This is a genomic window from Streptomyces actinomycinicus, from assembly GCF_016741775.1.
Classification (GTDB): domain Bacteria; phylum Actinomycetota; class Actinomycetes; order Streptomycetales; family Streptomycetaceae; genus Streptomyces; species Streptomyces actinomycinicus.
On sequence record NZ_JAERRK010000006.1, the window covers coordinates 332,309 to 354,327 of the forward strand.

21 protein-coding genes, 2 tRNA genes and 2 pseudogenes are annotated in these 22,019 nt (G+C 71.4%); 14 read left to right on the top strand and 11 right to left on the bottom strand.

Going from position 1 to position 22,019, the window contains the following annotated elements; translation table 11 throughout:
• Positions 1–81 precede the first annotated feature (81 nt).
• Positions 82–561 (bottom strand): SSI family serine proteinase inhibitor, encoded by a 480-nt coding sequence (locus JK359_RS15365; RefSeq protein ID WP_201835886.1) that lies wholly within the window; start codon positions 559–561, stop codon positions 82–84.
• A 381-nt stretch (positions 562–942) separates the two neighbouring features.
• Here JK359_RS15365 and JK359_RS15370 point away from each other — a divergent pair.
• Together JK359_RS15370 and JK359_RS15375 are read left to right on the top strand one after the other, a co-directional pair.
• Positions 943–1,033 (top strand) — tRNA-Ser (locus JK359_RS15370).
• Positions 1,034–1,237: 204 nt separating this feature from the next.
• Positions 1,238–1,310 (top strand) — tRNA-Arg (locus JK359_RS15375).
• 93 nt (positions 1,311–1,403) lie between these two features.
• Here JK359_RS15375 and JK359_RS15380 read toward each other — a convergent pair.
• Positions 1,404–1,595 (bottom strand): DUF1918 domain-containing protein, encoded by a 192-nt coding sequence (locus JK359_RS15380; protein ID WP_201835887.1) that lies wholly within the window; start codon positions 1,593–1,595, stop codon positions 1,404–1,406.
• A gap of 198 nt (positions 1,596–1,793) precedes the next feature.
• Between JK359_RS15380 and JK359_RS15385 the strand changes: the two are divergent.
• Positions 1,794–2,131: pseudogene (locus tag JK359_RS15385) on the top strand (XRE family transcriptional regulator); the annotation flags it as partial.
• 2 nt (positions 2,132–2,133) lie between these two features.
• Positions 2,134–2,604: an NUDIX domain-containing protein gene (locus tag JK359_RS15390; RefSeq protein WP_201835889.1), complete on the top strand. Its 471-nt coding sequence runs from the start codon at positions 2,134–2,136 to the stop codon at positions 2,602–2,604.
• Between the two features lie 256 nt (positions 2,605–2,860).
• Here JK359_RS15390 and JK359_RS15395 read toward each other — a convergent pair whose 3' ends face one another.
• Entirely contained in the window at positions 2,861–3,163 is a 303-nt protein-coding gene (locus tag JK359_RS15395; protein WP_201835891.1) for a hypothetical protein, read from the bottom strand.
• An 89-nt stretch (positions 3,164–3,252) separates the two neighbouring features.
• Between JK359_RS15395 and JK359_RS40125 the strand changes: the two are divergent.
• The 9 genes and pseudogenes from JK359_RS40125 to JK359_RS15435 form a co-directional block, all read left to right on the top strand.
• Positions 3,253–3,388, top strand: a pseudogene (locus tag JK359_RS40125) (HGxxPAAW family protein); the annotation flags it as partial.
• Between the two features lie 260 nt (positions 3,389–3,648).
• Positions 3,649–4,521, top strand: a complete 873-nt coding sequence (locus JK359_RS15400; protein WP_201835892.1) for a DUF2797 domain-containing protein — start codon at positions 3,649–3,651, stop codon at positions 4,519–4,521.
• A 346-nt stretch (positions 4,522–4,867) separates the two neighbouring features.
• Positions 4,868–5,158, top strand: coding sequence for an antibiotic biosynthesis monooxygenase family protein (locus tag JK359_RS15405; RefSeq protein WP_201835893.1), 291 nt, complete (start codon positions 4,868–4,870; stop codon positions 5,156–5,158).
• A gap of 98 nt (positions 5,159–5,256) precedes the next feature.
• Entirely contained in the window at positions 5,257–5,997 is a 741-nt protein-coding gene (locus JK359_RS15410; RefSeq protein WP_236677849.1) for a response regulator transcription factor, read from the top strand.
• Entirely contained in the window at positions 5,994–7,682 is a 1,689-nt protein-coding gene (locus JK359_RS15415) for a sensor histidine kinase (protein ID WP_201835894.1), read from the top strand. Before JK359_RS15410 ends, JK359_RS15415 begins: the two co-directional genes overlap by 4 nt.
• A gap of 14 nt (positions 7,683–7,696) precedes the next feature.
• Positions 7,697–9,013 (top strand): bifunctional glycosyltransferase family 2/GtrA family protein, encoded by a 1,317-nt coding sequence (locus JK359_RS15420; protein WP_201835895.1) that lies wholly within the window; start codon positions 7,697–7,699, stop codon positions 9,011–9,013.
• Complete coding sequence (locus JK359_RS15425) at positions 9,010–11,247, top strand: glycosyltransferase family 39 protein (RefSeq protein WP_201835896.1); 2,238 nt, start codon at positions 9,010–9,012, stop codon at positions 11,245–11,247. Before JK359_RS15420 ends, JK359_RS15425 begins: the two co-directional genes overlap by 4 nt.
• A 59-nt stretch (positions 11,248–11,306) precedes the next feature.
• On the top strand, positions 11,307–12,692 hold the full coding sequence (locus JK359_RS15430; RefSeq protein ID WP_201835898.1) for an MFS transporter: 1,386 nt from the start codon (positions 11,307–11,309) through the stop codon (positions 12,690–12,692).
• Between the two features lie 58 nt (positions 12,693–12,750).
• Positions 12,751–13,509 (top strand): TetR/AcrR family transcriptional regulator, encoded by a 759-nt coding sequence (locus JK359_RS15435; protein ID WP_307788114.1) that lies wholly within the window; start codon positions 12,751–12,753, stop codon positions 13,507–13,509.
• Between the two features lie 21 nt (positions 13,510–13,530).
• Here the strand turns inward: JK359_RS15435 and JK359_RS15440 are convergent, their stop codons facing one another.
• From JK359_RS15440 to JK359_RS15455, 4 genes are all read right to left on the bottom strand, one after another.
• Positions 13,531–14,004 (bottom strand): PPOX class F420-dependent oxidoreductase, encoded by a 474-nt coding sequence (locus JK359_RS15440; RefSeq protein WP_201835900.1) that lies wholly within the window; start codon positions 14,002–14,004, stop codon positions 13,531–13,533.
• A 63-nt stretch (positions 14,005–14,067) separates the two neighbouring features.
• Positions 14,068–14,889, bottom strand: coding sequence for a YceI family protein (locus JK359_RS15445; protein WP_201835902.1), 822 nt, complete (start codon positions 14,887–14,889; stop codon positions 14,068–14,070).
• A gap of 103 nt (positions 14,890–14,992) precedes the next feature.
• Positions 14,993–17,488 carry an MFS transporter gene (locus JK359_RS15450; protein ID WP_504739953.1) on the bottom strand — a complete coding sequence of 832 codons (2,496 nt, stop codon included), beginning with the start codon at positions 17,486–17,488 and terminating at the stop codon, positions 14,993–14,995.
• 82 nt (positions 17,489–17,570) lie between these two features.
• On the bottom strand, positions 17,571–18,065 hold the full coding sequence (locus JK359_RS15455) for a MarR family winged helix-turn-helix transcriptional regulator (RefSeq protein WP_201835906.1): 495 nt from the start codon (positions 18,063–18,065) through the stop codon (positions 17,571–17,573).
• Positions 18,066–18,269: 204 nt separating this feature from the next.
• Here JK359_RS15455 and JK359_RS15460 point away from each other — a divergent pair, with 204 nt between their 5' ends.
• On the top strand, positions 18,270–18,473 hold the full coding sequence (locus JK359_RS15460) for a hypothetical protein (protein WP_201835908.1): 204 nt from the start codon (positions 18,270–18,272) through the stop codon (positions 18,471–18,473).
• Between the two features lie 3 nt (positions 18,474–18,476).
• On the opposite strand, the gene JK359_RS15465 is transcribed toward JK359_RS15460, so the two are convergent.
• From JK359_RS15465 to JK359_RS15480, 4 genes are all read right to left on the bottom strand, one after another.
• On the bottom strand, positions 18,477–19,253 hold the full coding sequence (locus JK359_RS15465) for a hypothetical protein (RefSeq protein ID WP_201835910.1): 777 nt from the start codon (positions 19,251–19,253) through the stop codon (positions 18,477–18,479).
• Positions 19,254–19,415: 162 nt separating this feature from the next.
• Positions 19,416–20,357, bottom strand: a complete 942-nt coding sequence (locus JK359_RS15470) for an RNA polymerase sigma factor SigF (RefSeq protein ID WP_201835912.1) — start codon at positions 20,355–20,357, stop codon at positions 19,416–19,418.
• A 346-nt stretch (positions 20,358–20,703) separates the two neighbouring features.
• Positions 20,704–21,546, bottom strand: coding sequence for an RNA polymerase sigma factor SigF (locus JK359_RS15475; protein WP_236677930.1), 843 nt, complete (start codon positions 21,544–21,546; stop codon positions 20,704–20,706).
• A gap of 176 nt (positions 21,547–21,722) precedes the next feature.
• Positions 21,723–22,016, bottom strand: a complete 294-nt coding sequence (locus tag JK359_RS15480) for a Dabb family protein (RefSeq protein WP_201835916.1) — start codon at positions 22,014–22,016, stop codon at positions 21,723–21,725.
• Positions 22,017–22,019: the final 3 nt, after the last annotated feature.

Consider the following 22,019-nt stretch of genomic DNA (forward strand, 5'->3'; position numbering starts at 1 on the left):
CGCACGTCCGGATCCCCGAGACCTCCGCGGGACCTTTACGGAACCAATGCGTCCGCCCGAGATCTCCGGGGCCTCCGGCGGCTAGCCGGACGCGCCCGCTTCGGGCAGCACGGGCACCATCCGGTCCCACCGCCCGATCTGGCACCCGTCGCTGCGGTCGTACCGGGCGTCGACCGGGCGCCCGGCCCAGGTGCCGGTGACGTGCGCGGTGGCCGGGCCGCCGTAGAGCATGGTGCAGGTGCTGCCGGGGGTCACCGGTGCGAAGGGGTCCCGCCCCCAGCGGGTGTGCTCGTCGAGCGCCCGGCAGGCGCCGGCGACGTCCGGGTGCCGGCCGGCTCCCGGGTGGCAGGACACCTCGTACGTCCCGTCCCGTCCGGCACCGGCGTGCCGGACCACGACGGTGAGGTGATCACTCCGGTCCTCGGGCCGGACGGGCGGCGGCATGGCACCGGCCGCGGCGGCGGGTACGGCGGTGAGCGGGACGAGGGGGGCGACGGCGGCGACGGCTGCGAGGGAGGCCAGCAGGAGGCGCCGTCCGCTGTCCGGCAGTACAGAGACCATGGCCTGTCCAACGCCGCTCCCGCCGAGACGTTGCGCCCCCGCGCCCTCCGCTCTCCCCTGCCCGCCTCCCGCGCCCCGGGCCCCGCCCTCTCCCTGCACCCCCTGGGCCCCGTCTTCCCCCCCCGGTGCCCTTGGGCCCCGTCTTCTCCCTACGCCCCTGGGCCCCGCCCTCTTCCCGCTCCCCGCCTTTCCCTCTCCCCCTCCCGGCGGGCTCCTGCGCTCCCCGGAATGCCGCCGACGGCCCCCACCACCCGCTCCACGGGTGAAGGCTTTGCCCTGTGGCCCGACTGCCTAGTACCGTAGGGGGCGATTGGTGACAGGGCGCTCGCCTGTGTCATCATCTGCACGCACCACTCGCGCGCTCGCGTGAGCGGTTGTGCTGGAGGCGTCGCCTAGTCCGGTCTATGGCGCCGCACTGCTAATGCGGTTTGGGCCTTAAAGCCCATCGAGGGTTCAAATCCCTCCGCCTCCGCACCGATCCCGAAGCCCCGGTCCCCAGGACCGGGGCTTCGGCGTTGTCCGGCCTCCGGCCCGCTGCCACCTGATCGGGGCGTTTTCGCAGGTCACAAGGGGTGTGCGGATCGGATTTCACATGACGGCGGCAGTCATGTAATGTTCTTCCTGTCGCCGCGAGCGGGCCGAAAGGGCCGGGAGCGGAGGCAAAACAAAAGAACAAGCACTCGTAGCTTAACGGATAGAGCATCTGACTACGGATCAGAAGGTTGCAGGTTCGAATCCTGCCGAGTGCACATCAGATCAGAGGCCCTGTGGAGTGATCCGCAGGGCCTCTGGCTTTGCGTGCGCGGCAGTGCTTTACGGCAGCCGCCGGGTTGGATCGCTGCCTAGTCCTCGAACGCGGGACGGACGACAGTGTCTGGGCCTGGACTCATGAGCGTCTCGTGACCGTCCTCGAAACGGACCCGGTACGGAGGCCCCCCGTTCACCCCGAGCACCTCGATGATCTCTGCGGTGCGATCCCGCTGCCCCACGTTCCGACCGTGGACAAGGAGCCTGTCTCCGATACTGGCCTGCACGCTTCCACCTTTCTGCCGCTCTTTCCTCCTCTGCCCTTCCCGTGAATCGCTGGGCCGGAACGATGGGCGCCGTCAGTTCGACCTAACTGGTGAGTGCGGACTCGATCAAACGGCTATGAGGACGCCAGCCGCTCCGTCGTCATCGTCCGGACCGTCGGCGCCCTGTTCGTGTGAAGACGAGGCCTTGTCCTGCCCCCCCTGGCGATCGGCGACCCGGACGGTACGAAGTCCAACAGCGCGGCGCGGAGGAGAGGTTCGGCCACGGGATCGAGTCCCGCTGCCGACTCGCCCTCATGCACTACCGCCCCCTTGCCGGGGTACCTGGCATCGAGGTGCGCACCCATGCCACCACGCTCTACAACTCGACCTATCGTGCGGATGACCAAGCACTGGTCAATGCTCATGTCTGGGGCGTGAACGCCTACGGCGCTCCCGTGTGGCATCTCCGGCGCAGCGGGAAGGGCGGCATGTTCGACACCTACGCCAGCAGCTTCGACGCGGTGTGGGAGACCGCGACGCCGGTACGAGAAGGGTGACCATGGCACGGACCGAGTACTACGACGACCCAGCGGCACCGGAGCCGAACAGCCTGGTGGTCGCAGCGTCCGCCGTGGTCACCGACGACGAAGGGCGCATTCTCCTTCAGCGTCGACGGGACAACGATCTCTGGGCGCTGCCAGGTGGCGGCATGGAGATGACCGACTCACTCCCGGGAACGGCCGTCCGCGAGGTGGAGGAAGAAACCGGACTGGACGTAGAGATCACTGGGCTCGTGGGCACGTACACCGACCCTCGCCACGTCATCGCCTACTCGGACGGTGAGGTGCGCAGGCAGTTCAACGTCTGCTTCACCGCCCGCGTGATCGGGGGCCGGCTCGCGATCTCGGACGAGTCAACGGAGCTGCGGTTCGTCCAGCCGGAGGAGATCGATCAGCTGCCGATGCACCACACGCAGCGTCTCCGGATCCGCCACTTCCTGGAGAATCGAGATGGGCCGTACCTCGGTTGACTTCTTGACTCGCGTGAAAACCGTCTGCGGGAGCGCTTGAAACATATTCCCATCAACGGCATCAGCCGGCGCCGCCCCATGGCATCGGAGAGCCTGCCGAGGGCGGCCCGCACTTCTTCCTCGCCGGCTTCGCGGATCTTCATGGGCGGCCGAATCGGCCAGGAAGCGCCCCGCCGCGACCACAGACCCCGGCTTGATCCGGCGCCGCCGAGGCTTCCCACCTCACTCCTGAAGCGGTGGGTCTCCGACGAGGCCGCTACCCCTGGACGGGAAGATCGGGATGGATGGCCAGAAAGATCATGTAGGCGATCGCCGCTGCCGCCCCCAAGAGGGACGACACACCACCCACTACTGCTCGCGTCCTGTTCGCTCGCCCCGACTTCGATGCGCGGTACTCGACAAAGGACCTCACCAGGCCCACGAGTGCCAGGGGCAGCGCGACGAAGCTGACCAGTATCCAGAACGGACAGCAGAACCAGAACGCCAAGGACGCTCCGCCGAACCAGACCGCAAGCTCTGCCTTTTCTTGCGTCTCATCCGGGGTGTCAACGGAAATCATGGGCCGATCCAAGCAGAGCCCTTTCCGGCGTACAGCAGCGAGGTACAGCAACCGTCGCGACCCGAGTCAAGAGCGCTCTGCTGACGTGAGCCCTGCACCTGGCCGGCTGGGACAAGCCACTGGGGGGTGCGGCCGCGGGCGGAATGGGGCGTGCGGGTGCGGGACACACAGGCCCGGCAGGAACATCCCGGGTGCGTCGGGTGCCGGCTGGTGGGACGGGGCGGCGCACCGTGGTCCCGATCCCGATCCCGCTCCCGCTCCCGGTCCCCGTTCCGCTCCCGGTCCCCGTCCCGCTCCCGCTCCCGGTCCCCGTCCCGCTCCCGCTCCCCGTCCCGCTCCCGCTCCCGGTCCCCGTCCCGCTCCCGCTCCCGGTCCCCGTCCCGGTGCTGGGAGCGGTTCCCGCTGAACCGGTCCACCTGTCACCTGTCGAGTAGCCGAACGTCTCCCCCGCCCGTTGTCGTACCCGGCCTCTACCCTCGCAAGTGATGGCACGGATGTGGAAGTGCTCGGGGCTGCGCTGGTCGCCGGACGGCCCCGTGCTGGGCTGGGACGGCGGCCGGCGCAGTGCGCTGCCCTGGGGGAAGCGGGTCGCCTTCGCGGTCCCGGAGGGGGGAGTGCGTACGTGCGTGGGGGCGCGCGGGCACGCCTGCCCGGTGCGGGCCGTCGTGCCGGGGCGGAGCAGGGGCGCCCGCTGCGAGGAGTGCGGGCGGCTGGACCGCGCGCACTCCGTGGCCGCCGACACGGTCGCCGACGACCCGCGGCCGTACCGGGTGTACCTCGCGTGGTTCGGGCCGGGGATGGTCAAGGTCGGGATCACCGCCGTCGAGCGCGGGCCGGCCCGGCTGCTGGAGCAGGGCGCCGTCTGCTTCAGCTGGCTCGGCACCGGTCCGCTGATGGCCGCGCGGCGCACCGAGGAACTGCTGCGGGCCGCGCTGCAGGTGCCGGACCGGATTCCGTACGCCGAGAAGCGCGCGGTGCGGTCGGCGCTGCCGGACACGAAGGAGGCCCGCGCCGCCGAGGTGCGGGAGCTGCATGCACGGGCCGGGGCGCTCGCCGGGTGGCCGGAGTCCCTGCGCCCGGAGCCGTGTGAAGTCACCGATCACATGCGGGTGTTCGGGATGGCGGGTGTTCCCGCCGCCCTCGGTGAGGTGGTCGAGCTGGTTCCGGGTGGCGCGGTGTGCGGGGAGCTGGTCGCGGCGGCCGGGCCCGATCTGCATCTGGGGGTCGCCGGACGGGGGGTCGTCGTCCTCGACACCCGGCTGATGACCGGTTGGCAGCTGGTGCCCGCCGCCCCTGCGCACGCGGAACTCACTTTTCCGCTCCGGCCGTTCGCACGCGAGCAGGAGGGTCTGTTCTGAGGCCCGGGCAAAGACTTGGATCCCTTACGGATCCCGTTCGGCAAGGCCCATGGACGCCGAGGGGCCGTCCGGCGAGCGTGGACGCATGAGCGATCAGACACTTGGCGAGCAGCCACTCAACCCCCGGACACCGAACGGCCAGGCCACGAAAGGCCAGGCCACGAAGGTCCGGACACCGAACGGTCAGGCCACCAAAGACCAGGCACCGAGCGACAGGGCGCCGAGCGACAGGGCACCGAGTGACAGGGCACCGAGTGACAGGGCACCCGGCGACAGGGCGCCGAACGGTCAGGCGGCGGCACCGGTTCAGCCCACCCCGGCTCCCGAACCGCCCTACTACGCCGTCGTGTTCACCGCCACCCGTACCGATGACGACACCGCCGGGTACGGCACGACGGCCGAGCACCTCTCCCGTCTCGTACGGGACGTCCCCGGCTTCCTCGGCGAGGACGCCGCCCACACCCCCGGCGGACTCTCCATCAGCGTCGCCTACTTCCGCGACCTCGCCGGCATCGAGCACTGGCGGCGGCACCCCGAGCACGTCGACGCCAAGAGCCGCGGCCGGGAACAATGGTACGAGCGGTACGTGATCCACATCGCCCGCGTCGAGCACAGTCACGCGTTCACGCGCCCGTGAGAGCCGCCCAGGCGTCGCCTGAGAGGTACCTGTGTTTCTCAGGGAAATCACAGATTCTGGAAAGTCTCCTCTCAGAGGGCGCCGACAGGGTGTCCACCATGACCACGACCTCGCCCCAGGGGCGCACCGAACTGCTGAGGCCGGACGGGAGCCCCGTCCGCGTGCTTGTGGTGGACGACGAGCTGTCGATCACCGAACTGCTGAGCATGGCCCTTCGTTACGAGGGCTGGCAGATCAGGAGCGCGGGGGACGGGCAGGGAGCCGTCCGGACGGCCCGCGAGTTCCGGCCCGACGCCGTCGTGCTCGACATGATGCTGCCGGACATGGACGGGCTGACCGTCCTCGGCCGGCTGCGCCGCGAACTGCCCGACGTGCCCGTCCTCTTCCTCACGGCCAAGGACGCGGTCGAGGACCGTATCGCCGGGCTCACGGCCGGCGGCGACGACTACGTCACCAAGCCGTTCAGCCTGGAGGAGGTCGTCGCGCGGCTGCGCGGGCTCATCCGCAGGTCCGGCGCCGCCGACCGGCGGTCCGACTCCGTGCTGGCCGTGGGGGACCTGACCCTCGACGAGGACAGCCACGACGTCTCGCGGGCCGGTGAGCCCATCCATCTCACCGCCACCGAGTTCGAGCTGCTGCGCTTCCTCATGCGCAACCCGCGGCGCGTGCTCAGCAAGGCGCAGATCCTGGACCGGGTGTGGTCGTACGACTTCGGCGGCCAGGCCAATGTGGTCGAGCTGTACATCTCCTACCTGCGGCGGAAGATCGACGCCGGACGCGAGCCGATGATCCACACCCGGCGTGGTGCCGGATACCTGATCAAGCCCGCCGCGTCATGACCGGACGGCGACGGCCGCGTCCGCGGAGGCGCCACGGGGGTCCCTCCGCCCGGGCGAAGCCGGGAGCGGGGTCAGGACGGCCGCGCACCCTGCGGACCCGGCTCGTCGTCGCGTCCGTGGTGCTGATCGCCGTGGTCTGCGCGGTGATCGGCACCGTCACCACGCTCGCGCTGCGGACGCATCTGTACGACCAGCTCGACGACAAGGTCCGCGACATCGCCATGCGTGCCGCGGGCGGCGGGCACCTGCAGAACCCCGACGGCACGTCACCCGGCGCCCCGGCCGAGCCCGGCTCCTCGGCAGGTAAGGCCCTCACGCCGGGCGAGTGGATCAAGCGCCTGCTCACCGTCGGCCCGACGCAGCCGAGCACGGTCGCCGCGTACGTGCGGAACGGAACGGTCGCCGGCGCGGCCAAGGCCGTGCAGCGCAACGACAGCTACGACAGGTTCCGCGAGATGGACACCGTCGCCCTCACCGCCGCGCAGCAGCGGGCCCTCGCGCACGTGCCTAGGGACGGCGAGGCGCACACGGCGGAGCTGCCCGGTCTGGGGGACTACCGCGTCCAGTACAAGGAGAGCCAGGACCACACCGGCGCCTACTACGTCGCCCTGCCCACCAAGGACGTCGACGACAACATCGACACCCTGATCCTGGTCGAGGTCTGTGTCACGGCCGCGGGACTGCTCGCCGCCTCCCTCGCCGGCACGGTCATCGTCGGCGTCGCCACCCGCCCCCTGCGCAAGGTCGCCGCCACCGCCACCCGGGTCTCCGAACTCCCCCTGCACCGCGGCGAGGTGAACCTCAGCGAGCGCGTCCCGGAGTCGGAGTGTGACCCGCACACCGAGGTCGGCCAGGTCGGTGCCGCGCTCAACCGGATGCTGGACCACGTGCACGGCGCGCTGCACGCCCGCCAGCAGAGCGAGACGCGGGTACGGCAGTTCGTCGCCGACGCCAGCCATGAGCTGCGGACCCCGCTCGCCTCCATCCGCGGCTACGCCGAACTCACCCGGCGCGGGCGCGAACAGGTCGGCCCCGACACCCGGCACGCCCTCGGGCGGATCGAGTCCGAGGCCGGGCGGATGACCCTCCTCGTGGAGGACCTGCTGCTGCTCGCCCGGCTGGACGCCGGGCGCCCGCTCCAGTTCGGGCACACCGATCTCGTCCCGCTCGTCGTGGACACCGTCAGCGACGCCCGCGCGGCCGGCATGGACCACAACTGGCGCCTCGAGCTGCCCGACGAGCCGGCCCTGGTGTCGGCGGACGCGGCACGGTTGCAGCAGGTGCTGGTCAACCTGCTGGGCAACGCCCGCAATCACACGCCACCCGGTACCACCGTCACCGCGCGCGTGCAGCGGCGCGGGCCGTGGCTGTGCGTCGACGTCGAGGACGACGGGCAGGGCATCCCGGCGGACCTGCTGCCCCACGTCTTCGAACGGTTCGCCCGCGGGGACTCCGCACGCTCCCGGGCCACCGGCTCCACCGGACTCGGACTCGCCATCGTGCAGGCGGTGGCCACCGCGCACGGCGGTGCCGTGACCGTCGACAGCGTGCCCGGACACACGGTGTTCAGCGTGCACCTGCCCGCGCTCGCCCCGGCCGCCGCCCGGCCGGCGCCCGAACCGGACCGGCAGTCGCATCCACAGGCACGGCACAGCACCACCACATGGGCACGACAGGGGCTCTGACGAGAGTCGGTGCCATGCGAACCGACTCTTCTCCCGGCCCCCTGCCGGCGCGGGAGCACCTCCCGGCCAAAGACGCCGGTACGCCTGTCCTGGACGTGGTGATCCCCGTCTACAACGAGGAGAAAGACCTCCAGCCGTGCGTCCGCAGACTGCACGAGCACCTCACGCGCACCTTCCCCTACGCGTTCCGCATCACGATCGCCGACAACGCGTCCACGGACACCACCCCCCTGGTGGCGGCGCGGCTGGCGGCGCAGATCCCCGAGGTCGGCACCTTCCGCCTGGAGCAGAAGGGCCGCGGCCGTGCCCTCAGGACCGTCTGGTCCGCGTCCGAGGCGCCGGTCCTCGCCTACATGGACGTCGACCTGTCCACCGATCTCAACGCCCTGCTGCCGCTGGTGGCGCCGCTGATCTCCGGTCACTCCGACCTGGCGATCGGCTCCCGGCTGGCCCGCACCTCCCGGGTCGTACGCGGCCCCAAGCGGGAGTTCATCAGCCGGGCCTACAACCTGATCCTGCGCGGTTCGCTGCAGGCCCGCTTCTCGGACGCGCAGTGCGGCTTCAAGGCGGTCCGGCGTGACGTGGCGCAGGTGCTGCTGCCGCTGGTGCAGGACACCGGCTGGTTCTTCGACACCGAGATGCTGGTGCTCGCCGAGCGGGCGGGTCTGAGGATCCACGAGGTGCCGGTCGACTGGGTCGACGACCCCGGCTCCACCGTGCACATCGTGCGGACGGCCACCGACGACCTCAGGGGAGTCTGGCGGGTCGGCAGGGCCCTGGCCACCGGTTCGCTGCCGCTGGACCGGCTGACCCGGCCCTTCGGTGACGACCCGCGGGACCGCGAACTGACCGACGTGCCCACCGGTCTGGCCCGCCAGCTGGTCGGCTTCTGCGTGGTCGGCGGCTTGTCCACCCTCTTCTACCTGCTGCTGTACGGCGTCTTCCGGCAGTTCGGCGGGTCGCAGGTGGCCAACACGGGGGCGCTGCTGGTCTCCGCGGTGGCCAACACGGCGGCCAACCGCCGGCTCACCTTCGGGGTGCGCGGCCGGGGCGGAGCCGTCCGGCACCAGGCACAGGGGATGGTCGTCTTCGGCATCGGCCTCGCCCTGACGAGCGGCTCGCTCGCCGCCCTGAACGCGGCCACCGACAGCCCGGCGCACTCCACCGAGCTGGCGGTGCTCATCACCGCCAACCTCGCCGCGACCGTGCTGCGGTTCCTGCTCCTGCGCGCCTGGGTCTTCCCGGGCCGGGGCCCGTACGAACAGTCCGGCGACCGGACGTACCCGCAGCCGGTGCGCCCGCACCACACCGATCCGGGGGAGGCCCGATGACCACGCACCACGACCCGCCGGCCACCCCGCGGAGCGACACGGGAGGCTGGGTCCCGCCCCGCACCGCGCCGGAACGGCGTCCCGGGCCCGCCGGGCCCCGGCAGCCGCTGCCGGGCAGACTGTGGCGCGGCCGTCCCGAGGACCCCCGCTGGGTGCGCCCGGCCTTCCTCGGACTGCTGGCCGCCACCCTGCTGCTCTACCTCCACAACCTCAGCGCCTCCGGCTACGCCAACTCCTTCTACTCGGCCGCCGTCCAGGCGGGCAGCACGTCGTGGAAGGCGTTCTTCTTCGGTTCGCTGGACGCCGGGAACGCCATCACCGTCGACAAGCCCCCGGCCTCGCTGTGGCCGATGGAACTGTCGGTCCGGGTGTTCGGCCTCCGCTCGTGGGCGATCCTGGCCCCCGAGGTGCTGATGGGCGTGGCGACCGTCGCCGTCGTGTACGCCGCCGTGCGCCGCCGGTTCAGCCCGGTGGCCGGTCTGACCGCGGGTGCGGTGCTCGCGCTCACCCCCGTCGCGGCGCTGATGTTCCGGTTCAACAACCCGGACGCCATGCTGGCCCTGCTGATGGCGGTGGCCTGCTACCTCGTCGTGCGGGCCGTGGAGGACGGCCGCACCAGGTGGCTGGTGTGGGCCGGGCTCGCGATCGGTTTCGCGTTCCTCGCCAAGACCCTGCAGGCGTTCCTGATCCTGCCGCCGCTGGCGATCGTGTACGCGGTGTGCGCGCCCGTGCCGTGGAGGAAGCGCTTCGGGCAACTGGCCGCGGCGACGCTCGCGCTGGTCGTCGCGGGCGGCTGGTGGGTCGCGGTCGTCGAGCTGTGGCCGGCTTCCTCCCGCCCGTACATCGGCGGTTCGCAGCACAACAGCTTCCTGGAGCTGACCTTCGGCTACAACGGCCTGGGCCGGCTCAACGGTGACGAGACCGGCAGCATGGGCGGCGGTGGCGGCGGAAACGGCGCCGGCCGGTGGGGCGAGACCGGCTGGGACCGCATGTTCGGCTCCGAGACCGGCGGCCAGGTCTCCTGGCTGCTGCCGGCCGCGCTGATCCTGCTGGCCGCGGGGCTCGTGGCCACCAGGAAGCTGCGGCGGACCTCCGTCACCCGGGCGTCGTTCCTGGTCTGGGGCGGCTCGCTGCTCATGACCATGGCGGTCTTCAGCTACATGGCGGGGATCTTCCACCAGTACTACACCGTGGCTCTCGCGCCCTACCTCGCGGCCGTGACCGGCATGGGCGCCGGGCTGCTGTGGGAGAGGCGGCGGCGGCCGTGGGCGTCGATCACGCTCGCCGTGTCGGTGGTCGCGGCGGCGGCCTGGGGGTACGTCCTGCTCAACCGCACCCCCGACTACCTGCCCTGGCTGAAGTGGCTGGTCCTGACCGGCGGACTGGTCGCCGCGTTCGGCCTGGTCTTCGCGGGCCGGATCACCCGGCGACTCGCGCTCGGCGCGGCGGCCGTGGGTCTGGTGGCCGCGCTGGCCGGACCGACGGCGTACACCCTGAGCACGCTGCAGGAGGGCCACACGGGCTCGATCGTCACGGCCGGCCCGGCGGGCGCGAGCATGATGGGCGGCCCCGGCGGCGGCCCCGGCGGTGGCGGCGTGCGCGGCGGCTTCGGCGGCGCGATGCCCAGCCGACAGGGCCAGCAGGGCGGGCAGGGCCAGCAGGGTCAGCAGGGCGGGCTGGGCGGTCCCGGTGCCGGCTTTCCGGGGGCCGGCGGACCCGGTGGTGGCATGCCGGGCGGGAGCCAGCAGAACGGCAACGGCCCCAGCCAGATGCAGCCCGGGCAGCAGGGGCGACCGGGCGGGCCGAACGGCAACGGCTTCCCCGGCGGCGGGACGGGCGAGGGCGGCATGGGCGGCTCCGGCGGCCTGCTGAACGGCGCGAGCGTCTCCGCCGAGGCCCGGAGGCTGCTGGAGAAGAACGCCGCGCGGTACACCTGGGTGGCCGCCTCCGTCGGCAGCCAGAACGCGGCCGGCTACCAACTCGCCACGGGCGACCCGGTGATGGCGATCGGCGGCTTCAACGGCACCGACCCGTCCCCGACGCTCGCCCAGTTCAAGAAGTACGTGGCGGAAGGGAAGATCCACTACTTCATCGCGGGCGGTGGCGCCGGACCGGGCGGTGGCTCCGGCAGCGGCACAGCCTCCCGGATCAGCTCATGGGTCCAGAGCAACTTCCAGAAGGTGACGGCCGGTTCGGCAACGTTCTACGACCTCACGCAGAAGGCGTCCGGCTGACGCGGTGGCCCGGAAAACCGTGTTGTACACCGTATAGCTGTCGCTATACGGTGTACGGCATGTCTGGCCCCCAAGGTCATCCCCAGCGCTGGCTGATCCTCGGCGTCATCTGCCTCGCGCAGCTCACCGTGCTGCTCGACAACACCGTCCTGAACGTGGCCATCCCCTCGCTCACCCGCGAACTGCACGCAGACACCTCCGACATCCAGTGGATGATCAACGCCTACTCGCTGGTGCAGTCCGGCCTGCTGCTCAGCGCGGGCAGCGCCGCCGACCGCTACGGACGCAAGAAGATGCTGCTCACCGGGCTCACCCTGTTCGGCATCGGCTCGCTCGTCGCCGGGCTCGCCGGTACCACCGGCCGGCTGATCGCCGCCCGGGCCGGGATGGGCATCGGCGGCGCGCTGCTGATGACCACCACGCTGGCCGTGGCGATGCAGATCTTCGCGCCCGAAGAGCAGCCCAAGGCGATCGGCATCTGGAGCGCGGTCAACGCGCTGGGCTTCGCCGGCGGACCGCTGATCGGCGGCTTCGTGCTCGACCACTTCTGGTGGGGCGCGATCTTCCTGATCAACCTGCCGGTCGCGGCACTCGGCCTGATCGCCGTGGCGGTCCTCGTACCCGAGTCGAAGCACCGTCGCGGCGACCGCCCGGATCTGCTCGGCGCCCTGCTGTCCACCATCGGCATGGCCGCGCTGGTCTACGCGATCATCTCCGGGCCCGGGCACGGCTGGACGTCGGCGCGTGTGCTCGCCTCCGCGGCCGTCGCGGTGCTGGTCCTCGGGTGCTTCGCGTGGTGGGAGAGCCGGGTGGACGAGCCGATGCTCGACCTCCACTTCTTCCGGGACCGGCGGTTCACGGGCGCGGTCGCCGGCGCGGTGCTCATCACCTTCGGCATGGGCGGCGCGCTGTTCCTGCTGACGCAGCACCTGCAGTCCGTACTCGGCTACGAGCCGCTGGAGGCCGGTCTGCGCACGGCGCCGCTGGCGTTGACGGTGGTGGTGCTCAACTTCACCGGGTTGTCGGCGAAGTGGTCGGCACGGCTGGGCACGCCGGTGTCGATCGCGCTGGGCATGGTGGTGATGGCCGCGGGCCTGGTGTGCATCGCGGAGGTGGACCCGGGGGGTTACGCGGGCACGCTGCTCGGACTGGTGCTGATCGGTGCGGGGTGCGCTGTCGCGAACCCGGCGATGGCACACGCCGTCATGAGCGCGATCCCTCCGGAGAAGGCCGGGGTGGGGGCCGGCGTCAACGGCACCCTCGCCGAGTTCGGCAACGGTCTCGGTGTGGCCGTCCTGGGGGCCGTCCTCAGCTCTTCCGTGGCGTCCGGGAAGTCGTTGTCGGCCGGTCTGGGAACGGGACAGCTGGTCGGGGCCGTCGCCGTGCTCCTGGGCGGGCTGCTGGCCGCGGGGCTTCTCCGGCGGGCGGAGCGGGTGTCCGCCTAGGAGCCCGGCCGCGGCCCTAGCATCTTCAGCAGCGATCGGAATCGAGGAAGGGCCGCCGGTGACGAAGCAGGCAGGTCGGTCGGCGCGGGCCAGTGTGTGGCTGGTGGGCAAGGACCGGCGGGGCGGGCGCAGTGCGCAGCCGTCCGGGCTGGACCGGGAGCGGATCACCGAGGCTTCCGTACGGCTGCTGGACGCCGAGGGGCTGGCGAAGTTCTCCATGCGGCGGCTGGCGGCCGAGCTGAACGTCACCGCGATGTCCCTGTACTGGTACGTCGACACCAAGGACGACCTGCTCGAACTCGCCCTGGACGCGACGTACGCCGAGCTGCGGCTGCCCGATCCGGAGGACGCCGGCGAGGACTGGCGCGAGCAGCTGCGGGAGCTGGCCACCGCCTACCGGGGGTTGCTGGTCCGCCATCCCTGGCTGTCGCCGCTGGCCGGGCGCTATCTCAACATCGGCCCGAACTCGGTCGCCTTCTCCCGCGTGGTCCAGCAGGTCATCGGCCGGGCGGGGCTGCCCGCGCACGGGGTGACCGGGGCGATCGCGGCCGTCTTCGAGTTCGTGTACGGCTACGGCACGATCGAGGGGCACTTCCTCGGCCGGATCGCGGACACCGGGCTGAGCCCGGAGGAGTACTTCGAGCAGGCGATGTCGACGGTGGCCGAGGTGCCGGGGACCGCCGAGGTCATGAAGGAGTCCCAGGACCTCATGGCGGCCCGCGGCGGCGACACGGTGGCCGAGATGCTGAACCGCGACTTCACCTTCGCCCTGGACCTGCTGATCGCGGGCATCGAGGCGATGGTTGCCCGCGGCTGACCGCCGCCGCCCGGCAGCCGGCTACCGCTCCTCGGTCGCGAGCCGTGCCGGGAAACCTCCGGTGGCGACCGGCCCCCAGCGTTCCGGTGTCACGCGGATGATCGACTTGCCTTGCTTGACCATGGCCGCGCGGTACTCGTCCCAGTCGGGGTGTTCGCCGGCGATGTTGCGGTAGTACTCGACCAGCGGTTCCACGGAGTCGGGTGAGTCGATGACCTCGGCGGTGCCGTCGATCTGGACCCAGGGGCCGTTCCAGTCGTCGCTGAGGACGACCAGGGCGACCCGGGCGTCACGCCGGGCGTTGCGGGTCTTGGCCCGCTCGGGGTAGGTGGAGACGACGATCCGCCCCGAGTCGTCCACCCCGCAGGTCAGCGGCGACGCCTGCGGGGAACCGTCGGCCCGGCGGGTGAGGAGCAGGGCCCGGTGCCGGGGCCGTACGAACTCCAGCAGCTCGTCCAGCGACACACGGGTGTTGGTAGCGATGTTCGGTGCCATGCCGGCACCCTAGGGGGAAAGGGGGCCGCCCATCCTGACCCTGCTGAGGACACCGACCGGGTGTCAGGCCGCCGGCAGCGAGTCGCCCTGCACCGCCTGGATGTCCAGCTCCACCTTCAGCGTCGTGCCGATGGCGGCGATGCCGGCCTGGAGGACCTGGTTGTAGTTCATGGCGAAGTCCTCCCGCTGCAGTTCGGCGGTCGCGCGGAACGCGGCCCGGGTGCCGCCCCACGGGTCCGCTCCGGTGCCCAGGTAGGCGAGGTCCAGGTCGACGGGGCGTACGACGCCGTGCAGGGACAGCTCGCCGTGCACCGTCCAGCGGTCCGAACCGGCGGCCGTCACGCCCGTCGAACGGTAGGTGATCTCGGGGTGCCGCTCCACGTCGAGGAAGTCCGCGGACTTCAGGTGGGTGTCGCGCATGCCGTTGCCCGTGTCGACGGAGGCCGCCCAGATCACCGCCTCCACCCGGGACTTGGTGACATCGTCCGGCGCGATCTCGATCGTGCCGCCGAACTCGGTGAACCGGCCGTGCACGCTGGAGATCCCCAGGTGCTGGGCGACCGCGGCGACGGAGGAGTGCACCGGGTCGATGGTCCACGGGCCGGGCGGCGGCAGCTCGGTGCCGCCCTGCCGGGCCAGCGTCACCGTGCCGGCCTCGGCCCGGCCGCTCGCGGTGACGATCGCGCTCGACGCGGCGGGCGCGTACCCGACGGCGGTCACGATGACGGTGTACGCGCCCGGCGCCAGCTCGGTGGTGTCCCGTACGGCCCCTTCGGTGTCCGCCTCGGCCCGCAGCACCTGCGTACCGGTCATGTCGGTCACCGTGACGACCGCGTGCGACACGGCCCACCCGTCCCGCGTACGGATCCTCGCGGTCAGTCCCATCCCGTTTTCTCCCTGGAAAAGCTCAAAAATTGGTCGTATGAGACCGGCCCGCGGCGGGCGCGCCCTCCGCTCAAGGCGCGCGCCGCCACGGGCCGGGGTGTGACTACTCGCCGGGGTGGGCGAGTTCGATGTCGTGGCCGTCGACTCCGGGGCCGGCGACGGTCAGCGCGGTGGCCACCGGCGGGTAGCCGGTCGCGATGACGGTGTACTCGCCGCCGTTCAGGTCGGTGAAGGCGTACGCCCCGTCCGTACCGGTGGTGGCCGTGCCGACGACGTTGCCCGCCTGGTCGACCAGGGTCACCCGGGCGTCGGCCAGCGGACCGTGCGGGGCGCGGACGACCCCCTGGAGCCGGGCACCGGCGTCCAGGTCGACCTCGATCCGGGTCACGCCGGTGGCGCCGACCTCGACCGGCAGGGCCCGCGGCCGGAACCCGCTCGCGTTGACCGCGACGGTCACCGTGCCCGGCACCAGGTCGGTGAGGACGAAGCCGCCCTGCTCGCCGGTGGCGGCGGTGGCCAGCAGGTCACCGCGCACATCGGTGACGATCACCATGGCGTCCTTGACCGGCAGCGCGCTCCCCGCGGCCCGGACCACACCGGTCAGCCCGCTCGTGCCGCTGAGCAGGATGTCGTACGACAGCGGTTCCTCGCCCACGACGACGGTGGAGGCCTGCGGCTGGTAGCCGTCGGCGGCGGCGATCAGGACGTACGAGCCGGTGCCGGGGGCGGCCAGCGCGTAGGAACCGTCGGGCTGGGTGACCGAGCGGCCCAGCTGGCGGCCGGACAGCGAGATCAGGGTGACCGCGGCCTGCCCGACCGGGGCGCTCTCGGCGCCGCGGACGTAGCCGTGCACCGGGGTGCCGCCTGCCGTGCCGGGACCGGCGACGGTGGCGACGGCGGTGAGCTGCGTGCCCGCCTCCGCCGCGGTGCCGTCCTCGCCGGCCACGGGAGCGGCCCAGGCGGGCACCCGCTCCGGCGCCGGGACGGCGTCCTGCGTGGCGCCCGGCTGCTCGGCCGGGGACTGGGCCTCGGCGACGGCGGGCGCGGCGGCGGGGTCGGTCACCGGGGCCGTGCCGTCGGCGGCCTGGGCCAGCGCACCCTTGGTCTTCAGCGGGACTTCCTTGATGAACAGCGTGATCAGGAAGGCGACGGCCGCGAGGGCGCCCGCGATCATGAAGACGTCGGCGATGCCGTGGCCGTACGCGCTCTCCAGCAGCGTCCGGATGGGCTTCGGGAGCGCGTCCATGTCCGGGATGCTGTCGGTGGAGCCCGAGCCGCCGGCCAGGGCCTTCTGGTACTTGGGGCTCAGGGCCGAGACGCCGTCCTCGACGTAGTGCGTGATCCGGCGGGACATCACCGCGCCCAGGGCGGAGACGCCGACCGCGCCACCGAGGGAGCGGAAGAAGGTGACCGTGGAGCTGGCCGAGCCGAGGTCGGACGGCGCCACCTGGTTCTGCGTGGCGAGGACCAGGTTCTGCATCATCATGCCGATGCCGAGACCCAGCAGGGCCATCCAGATGGCCATCTTCCAGTAGTCGGTGTCGTAGCGCAGGCTGCCGAGCATCCCCAGGCCGGCCGTCACCAGCAGGCCACCGCCGACCAGCCATGCCTTCCAGCGGCCGGTGCGGGTGATGAACTGGCCGGAGACGGTGGAGGAGACGAACAGGCCGCCGATCATCGGGATCGTCAGCACGCCGGACATCGTCGGGGACTCGTCCCGGGCGAGCTGGAAGTACTGGCTGAAGAACACGGTGCCGGAGAACATCGCGACACCGACGAACAGCGAGGCCAGCGAGGCCAGCGTGATCGTGCGGTTCCTGAACAGGCGCAGCGGGATGATCGGCTCGCTCGCCCTGGACTCGACGAGCACGAACAGCACGCCGAGGACGATCGAACCGCCGACCATCGCGTAGGTCTGCCAGGACAGCCAGTCGTACTTGTCACCGGCGAAGGTGACCCAGATCAGCAGCAGCGAGACGGCGGCCGAGATGAGGAACGCGCCGCCCCAGTCGACCTTGACCTCCCGCTTGACCACGGGCAGGTGCAGGGTCTTCTGCAGCACGAACAGGGCGATGACGGCGAAGGGGACACCGACGTAGAAGCACCAGCGCCAGCCCAGCCATGAGGTGTCGGTGATGACACCGCCGAGCAGCGGGCCGCCGACGGTGGCGACGGCGAACGTGGCACCCAGGTAGCCGGAGTAACGGCCGCGCTCACGCGGGGAGATCATCGCCGCCATGACGATCTGCGCCAGGGCGGACAGGCCGCCGACGCCGATGCCCTGGAACACCCGGAAGGTGATGAGCATGCCGGGGTTCTGCGACAGGCCGGCCGCCATCGAGGCGACCACGTAGATGACGAGGGCTATCTGGACGAGCGCCTTCTTGCTGTACAGGTCGGCGAGCTTGCCCCACAGGGGAGTGGCCGCGGTCATCGACAGCAGGGCGGCGGTGACCACCCAGGTGTAGGCGGACTGACCGCCGCCGAGATCGCCGATGATCTCCGGCAGGGCGTTGGAGACGATCGTGGACGACAGGATCGCCACGAACATGCCGAGCAGCAGCCCGGAGAGGGCCTCCATGATCTGCCGGTGCGTCATCGGGGCGTGACCTGTGCCTCCCCCGTGCTTGGCGTGAGCCCGCACACCGGCTGGTGTGGTCGTTGCCATGGGCTTCCTTCTCTTACGTGCTTGCGGGTGTACGGGTGGTCTCTTCGAGTACGGGGGCGGGCAGCCGGAGCGGGGCGGAGCGGCAGTCGCCGAAGGAATCGCGCAGGCGCGTCATCAGCCGGATCAGCTGGCCGACCTCCTCGTCGGTCCAGTCGGCCAGCCGCTCGGCCAGCAGCCGCGTGGTCCGCCGGGACAGCTCGACGAGCTGCTCCAGGCCCTCGGGTGTCAGCCGCAGGATGCGTGAGCGCTTGTCCGCGGGGTCCGGGTGCCGCTCGATCCAGCCGCGTGCGGCGACGTGCGCGACATGCCGGCTGGTCACCGACATGTCCACGGCGAGCAGCTCGGCGAGCTTGCTCATGCGCATGTCGCCGTGGCGGCCGAGCAGGGTCAGCACGGCTGCCGAGCCGGCCGGACAGTCGGGCGGCAGGATCCGCCCCATGTCCCGTTTCACCGCTCCGACGGCGCTGAGCTGACGCGCCAGCTCCTCGAACTGCGCCTGCTCGGCCATCACACCTCCCGTATCGTTGCTTGGGGCAACCATAGGCTGCTTGGTTGCTGCAGGCAAACAAATGAGGGGGGTCAGGCGCAAAAACTTGGCAAAGGCAAGTATTGCAACCGTAAATACCCAGGTGGCTGTGGGTGAGGTGGCCGCCTCTGTCCCGGTGGCCCCCCACTTGGGCGCCCGGGCCCGTCTTCGCTAAGGTCTCGGGGCATGGCTAACACCCAGGGCCCCCAGGGCAACTACGACCCCGCCGGCAGCACCCAGATGTTCCGCGCGTTCGTGGACGAGGCCCCCCAGGGGCGCCGGCAGCAGGCGGCCTCCTCTTCCTCCTCCGGCCCCCGGATCGGTCTGATCATCGGTGTCGTCGTGGCGCTCGCCGTCGTGGCCGGCGTCGCCTGGCTGGCGCTGAACTAGCGCCTACTCCCAGCGGACGGACACGTCCCGCGTCTCGATGTGCATGCCGAGCGGCACGCGCCAGGCGTCGACGCACACCGTCCAGGTGGGCTCCTTGCGCGCACCCGGCGCGATCGGCACCGGCAGCTCCACGGTCGACTCGACCGTTCCCCAGTCGATGCCGAGCGCGCCGATGATGTGCGTCCCGAACGTCACCTCGCCCGAACGCACCGCCTCACCGCCCGAGTTGTGGAATGCGACGGTCACCGACTGGCACCAGCGCTTGTCGCCGTCCTCGTCCGCCGGGTCTCCCCAGGAGAGGTCTGCGGGCGTGGGGGGCTTGCCGTGACCGGCGGTTGGGCTCGGTGAGGCGGCCGGCGGAGTCGTGGGGCCGTCCTGGCCGCCGCTCGGTCCCGGTGTGCCGGGGACCGGGTTCCCGCCGTGCCCGCCGGGGGTGTGGCGAGGTGTCGGTGCGGCGGCGGGGGAACTCGGGGTGCCGGCTGAACCGCTGGGCAGGGGACGGCCGTTGGCCGTGCCGCGCCGACCTGGCGAGGCTCCTTCTCCGCCCGTTCCCCGGCTGTGCGGCCCGTCCAGCGGCACCAGCGTGACCGACCCCGTCGGTGCGACGGCCGTCGGTCCGCCCGGTCCCGCGCCCACCGCGGTGTAACCGCCGCCCGGGCCCGCGCCCCCGCAGGCGGCCAGCACCCCGCCGAGCACGACGACGGCCGCCGAAGCCGTCGTGACGGCGGTTCGGCGGCCACGTGTCCATGCCGTCGTGCGAACCGTTCCCGTGTGCAGCATCGGGTCATGCTGACTGACGCAGCGTCAGATGTGAAGTGGCCTGCAGCGCGGCGCCCTTGAAAGGGGAGCGGGGAACCGCGCGCCCGGCCGCGACGGCGCCGCGGCCCGCCCGGCGGTGTGTCCGTGGCGGTCCCGCAGGCGTCGGTACGGCCCGGGGAGCGGTCAGTCCGCGATCAGACCGTCCCTGAGCTGGGCCAGGGTCCGGGTGAGCAACCGGGAGACGTGCATCTGGGAGATGCCCACCTCCTCGCCGATCTGCGACTGGGTCATGTTGGCGAAGAAGCGCAGCATGATGATCCGTCGCTCCCGGGGCGGGAGTTTGGCCAGCAGGGGCTTGAGGGACTCGCGGTACTCCACGCCCTCCAGGGCCGTGTCCTCGTAACCGAGCCGGTCGGCCAGGGAGCCCTCGCCGCCGTCGTCCTCGGGGGCCGGCGAGTCGAGGGAGGAGGCGGTGTAGGCGTTCCCGACCGCGAGGCCGTCGACCACGTCCTCCTCGGAGACGCCGAGCACCGCCGCCAGCTCCGTCACCGTGGGGGAGCGGTCCAGCTTCTGGGACAGCTCGTCGCTGGCCTTGGTGAGGGCCAGGCGCAGCTCCTGCAGCCGGCGCGGTACGCGCACGGACCACGAGGTGTCGCGGAAGAAGCGCTTGATCTCGCCCACGACCGTCGGCATCGCGAAGGTCGGGAACTCCACCCCGCGTTCGCAGTCGAACCGGTCGATCGCCTTGATCAGGCCGATGGTGCCGACCTGGACGATGTCCTCCATCGGCTCGTTGCGGGAGCGGAAGCGCGCTGCCGCGTACCGCACCAGCGGCAGGTTCAGCTCGATGAGGGTGTCCCGCACGTACGCCCGCTCGGGGCTGTCCTCGTCCAGCGCGGCGAGGCGCAGGAACAGGGACCGGGACAGGGTGCGGGTGTCGATGTTCGCCGTGTCCTGCAGGGCCGGGACTGCTTCAGCGGCCGGGCCGGCGGGCGGGGACGGCACGGCTTCGAGGGCCGTGACGCCCTCGAAGCCGTCGAGGACGTCGAGAGCGTCGAACTCCTTGGGCGCTGCCTCGCTGTTCGTGGGCGTCAGCACCTTCGAGCTGCCCTGGTCTGCGGACATGCCACCCCCTTTGGGTCGCGGGACGGTCGCGGCGGCGTTCTCTTCCGGGCAACGCAGCCTTCACCTGAATACCGGAGCCGGAGCCTCGGCAAACGCGCTTCCCGCAGAATGTCACATGTCGGCAACGCGCTGTACCGACATGTCGACACGACAGATCCGAAACGGCCCTGGAAAGAAGGGGTCTGACGGGTTCTCGGGCCCTAACTGTCGGCATCCGCCCTGGTGAGCGATTCGCCCGTGGCGGTTACGGATCGCTCGGGCTTGCGATGCAGTATCGCTCGAGCCGTGCTTCCGTGCGCCCGCTATGCATCAGCCGAACGCCTGCTGTGCCACGGTCCGACGTCGGCTAGGCGTCGATCCGATTTGCGGAACGCAGCCGCTGGAAGCTACGGGCGAGGAGGCGCGAGACGTGCATCTGGGAGACGCCGAGTTCCGCGCTGATCTGAGACTGGGTGAGATTGCTGTAGTACCGCAGGAGCAGGATCCGCTGTTCCCGCTCGGGGAGTTGGACGAGGAGGTGGCGGACCAGGTCGCGGTGTTCCACGCCGTCCAGGGCGGGGTCCTCGTAGCCGATCCGGTCCAGCAGGCCGGGCAGTCCGTCGCCTTCCTGCGCGGCCTCCAGTGAGGTCGCGTGGTACGAGCGTCCGGCCTCGATGCAGCTGAGCACCTCGTCCTCACTGATCCGGAGCCGGTCGGCGATCTCGGCGGTGGAGGGTGAGCGGCCGTAGAGCGTGGTCAGGTCCTCGGTCGCGCTGTTGACCTGCACCCACAGCTCGTGCAGCCGGCGCGGGACGTGGACCGTGCGCACGTTGTCCCGGAAGTACCGCTTGATCTCCCCGACCACGGTCGGCATCGCGAAGGTCGGGAACTGCACCCCCCGGTCGGGATCGAAGCGGTCGATGGCGTTGATCAGGCCGATGGTGCCGACCTGGATGACGTCCTCCATGGGCTCGTTGCGGGAGCGGAAGCGGGCGGCGGCGTAGCGCACGAGCGGGAGGTTCGCCTCGATCAGCGCCCCCCGCACCCGGTGGTGCTCCGGCGTACCCGGGGTGAGCTGCTTCAGCTCGGCGAACAGGACCTGGGTGAGGGCACGCGTGTCCGCGCCACGGCGCTTCTCGGGGGCGGTCGGGGTCGGGGTCGGGGTGGGTGCCTCTTCCTGGGGCGGCGCAGTACTGGCCGACACGGTCAACGCCACCTCTTCATCGGTCAATCATCCGTCAAAAGCGGTCATAGCATCACAAGACATGTGCACTGTGTGCAAGCACCGGATAACGCCGTGTTGTGGTCAAATGCCGACAAGTTGGGGCGTTGTAAAGCGCGAAAGCCCCCCGCCGGAACCGGCGGGGGGCTTGCGGGGAGCGGGGGTCAGAACTCGTAGTCGGCGATCACCCAGGTGGCGAACTCACGCCACAGGGCGACACCCGCCTGGTGGGCCGGGTGCTCCAGGTAGCGCTTGAGGGCGTCGGTGTCCTCGACGGCGGAGTTGATCGCGAAGTCGTACGCGATCGGGCGGTCGCTGATGTTCCAGGCGCACTCCCAGAAGCGCAGCTCCTCGATCTGGCCGCCGAGCGCCCGGAAGGCCTCCACGCCCGCCACGACCTGCGGATCGTCACGCTCGACGCCCTCGTTGAGCCTGAAGAGGACCAGATGGCGGATCATGGG

Coding starts and splice junctions, on each gene's coding strand:
- JK359_RS15365 (WP_201835886.1), bottom strand. CDS start 561: ATGGTCTCTGTACTGCCGGACAGCGGACGGCGCCTCCTGCTGGCCTCC.
- JK359_RS15390 (WP_201835889.1), top strand. CDS start 2,134: ATGGCACGGACCGAGTACTACGACGACCCAGCGGCACCGGAGCCGAAC.
- JK359_RS15395 (WP_201835891.1), bottom strand. CDS start 3,163: ATGATTTCCGTTGACACCCCGGATGAGACGCAAGAAAAGGCAGAGCTT.
- JK359_RS15400 (WP_201835892.1), top strand. CDS start 3,649: ATGGCACGGATGTGGAAGTGCTCGGGGCTGCGCTGGTCGCCGGACGGC.
- JK359_RS15410 (WP_236677849.1), top strand. CDS start 5,257: ATGACCACGACCTCGCCCCAGGGGCGCACCGAACTGCTGAGGCCGGAC.
- JK359_RS15415 (WP_201835894.1), top strand. CDS start 5,994: ATGACCGGACGGCGACGGCCGCGTCCGCGGAGGCGCCACGGGGGTCCC.
- JK359_RS15420 (WP_201835895.1), top strand. CDS start 7,697: ATGCGAACCGACTCTTCTCCCGGCCCCCTGCCGGCGCGGGAGCACCTC.
- JK359_RS15425 (WP_201835896.1), top strand. CDS start 9,010: ATGACCACGCACCACGACCCGCCGGCCACCCCGCGGAGCGACACGGGA.
- JK359_RS15430 (WP_201835898.1), top strand. CDS start 11,307: ATGTCTGGCCCCCAAGGTCATCCCCAGCGCTGGCTGATCCTCGGCGTC.
- JK359_RS15440 (WP_201835900.1), bottom strand. CDS start 14,004: ATGGCACCGAACATCGCTACCAACACCCGTGTGTCGCTGGACGAGCTG.
- JK359_RS15445 (WP_201835902.1), bottom strand. CDS start 14,889: ATGGGACTGACCGCGAGGATCCGTACGCGGGACGGGTGGGCCGTGTCG.
- JK359_RS15450 (WP_504739953.1), bottom strand. CDS start 17,488: ATGACGCACCGGCAGATCATGGAGGCCCTCTCCGGGCTGCTGCTCGGC.
- JK359_RS15455 (WP_201835906.1), bottom strand. CDS start 18,065: ATGGCCGAGCAGGCGCAGTTCGAGGAGCTGGCGCGTCAGCTCAGCGCC.
- JK359_RS15460 (WP_201835908.1), top strand. CDS start 18,270: ATGGCTAACACCCAGGGCCCCCAGGGCAACTACGACCCCGCCGGCAGC.
- JK359_RS15465 (WP_201835910.1), bottom strand. CDS start 19,253: ATGCTGCACACGGGAACGGTTCGCACGACGGCATGGACACGTGGCCGC.
- JK359_RS15470 (WP_201835912.1), bottom strand. CDS start 20,357: ATGTCCGCAGACCAGGGCAGCTCGAAGGTGCTGACGCCCACGAACAGC.
- JK359_RS15480 (WP_201835916.1), bottom strand. CDS start 22,016: ATGATCCGCCATCTGGTCCTCTTCAGGCTCAACGAGGGCGTCGAGCGT.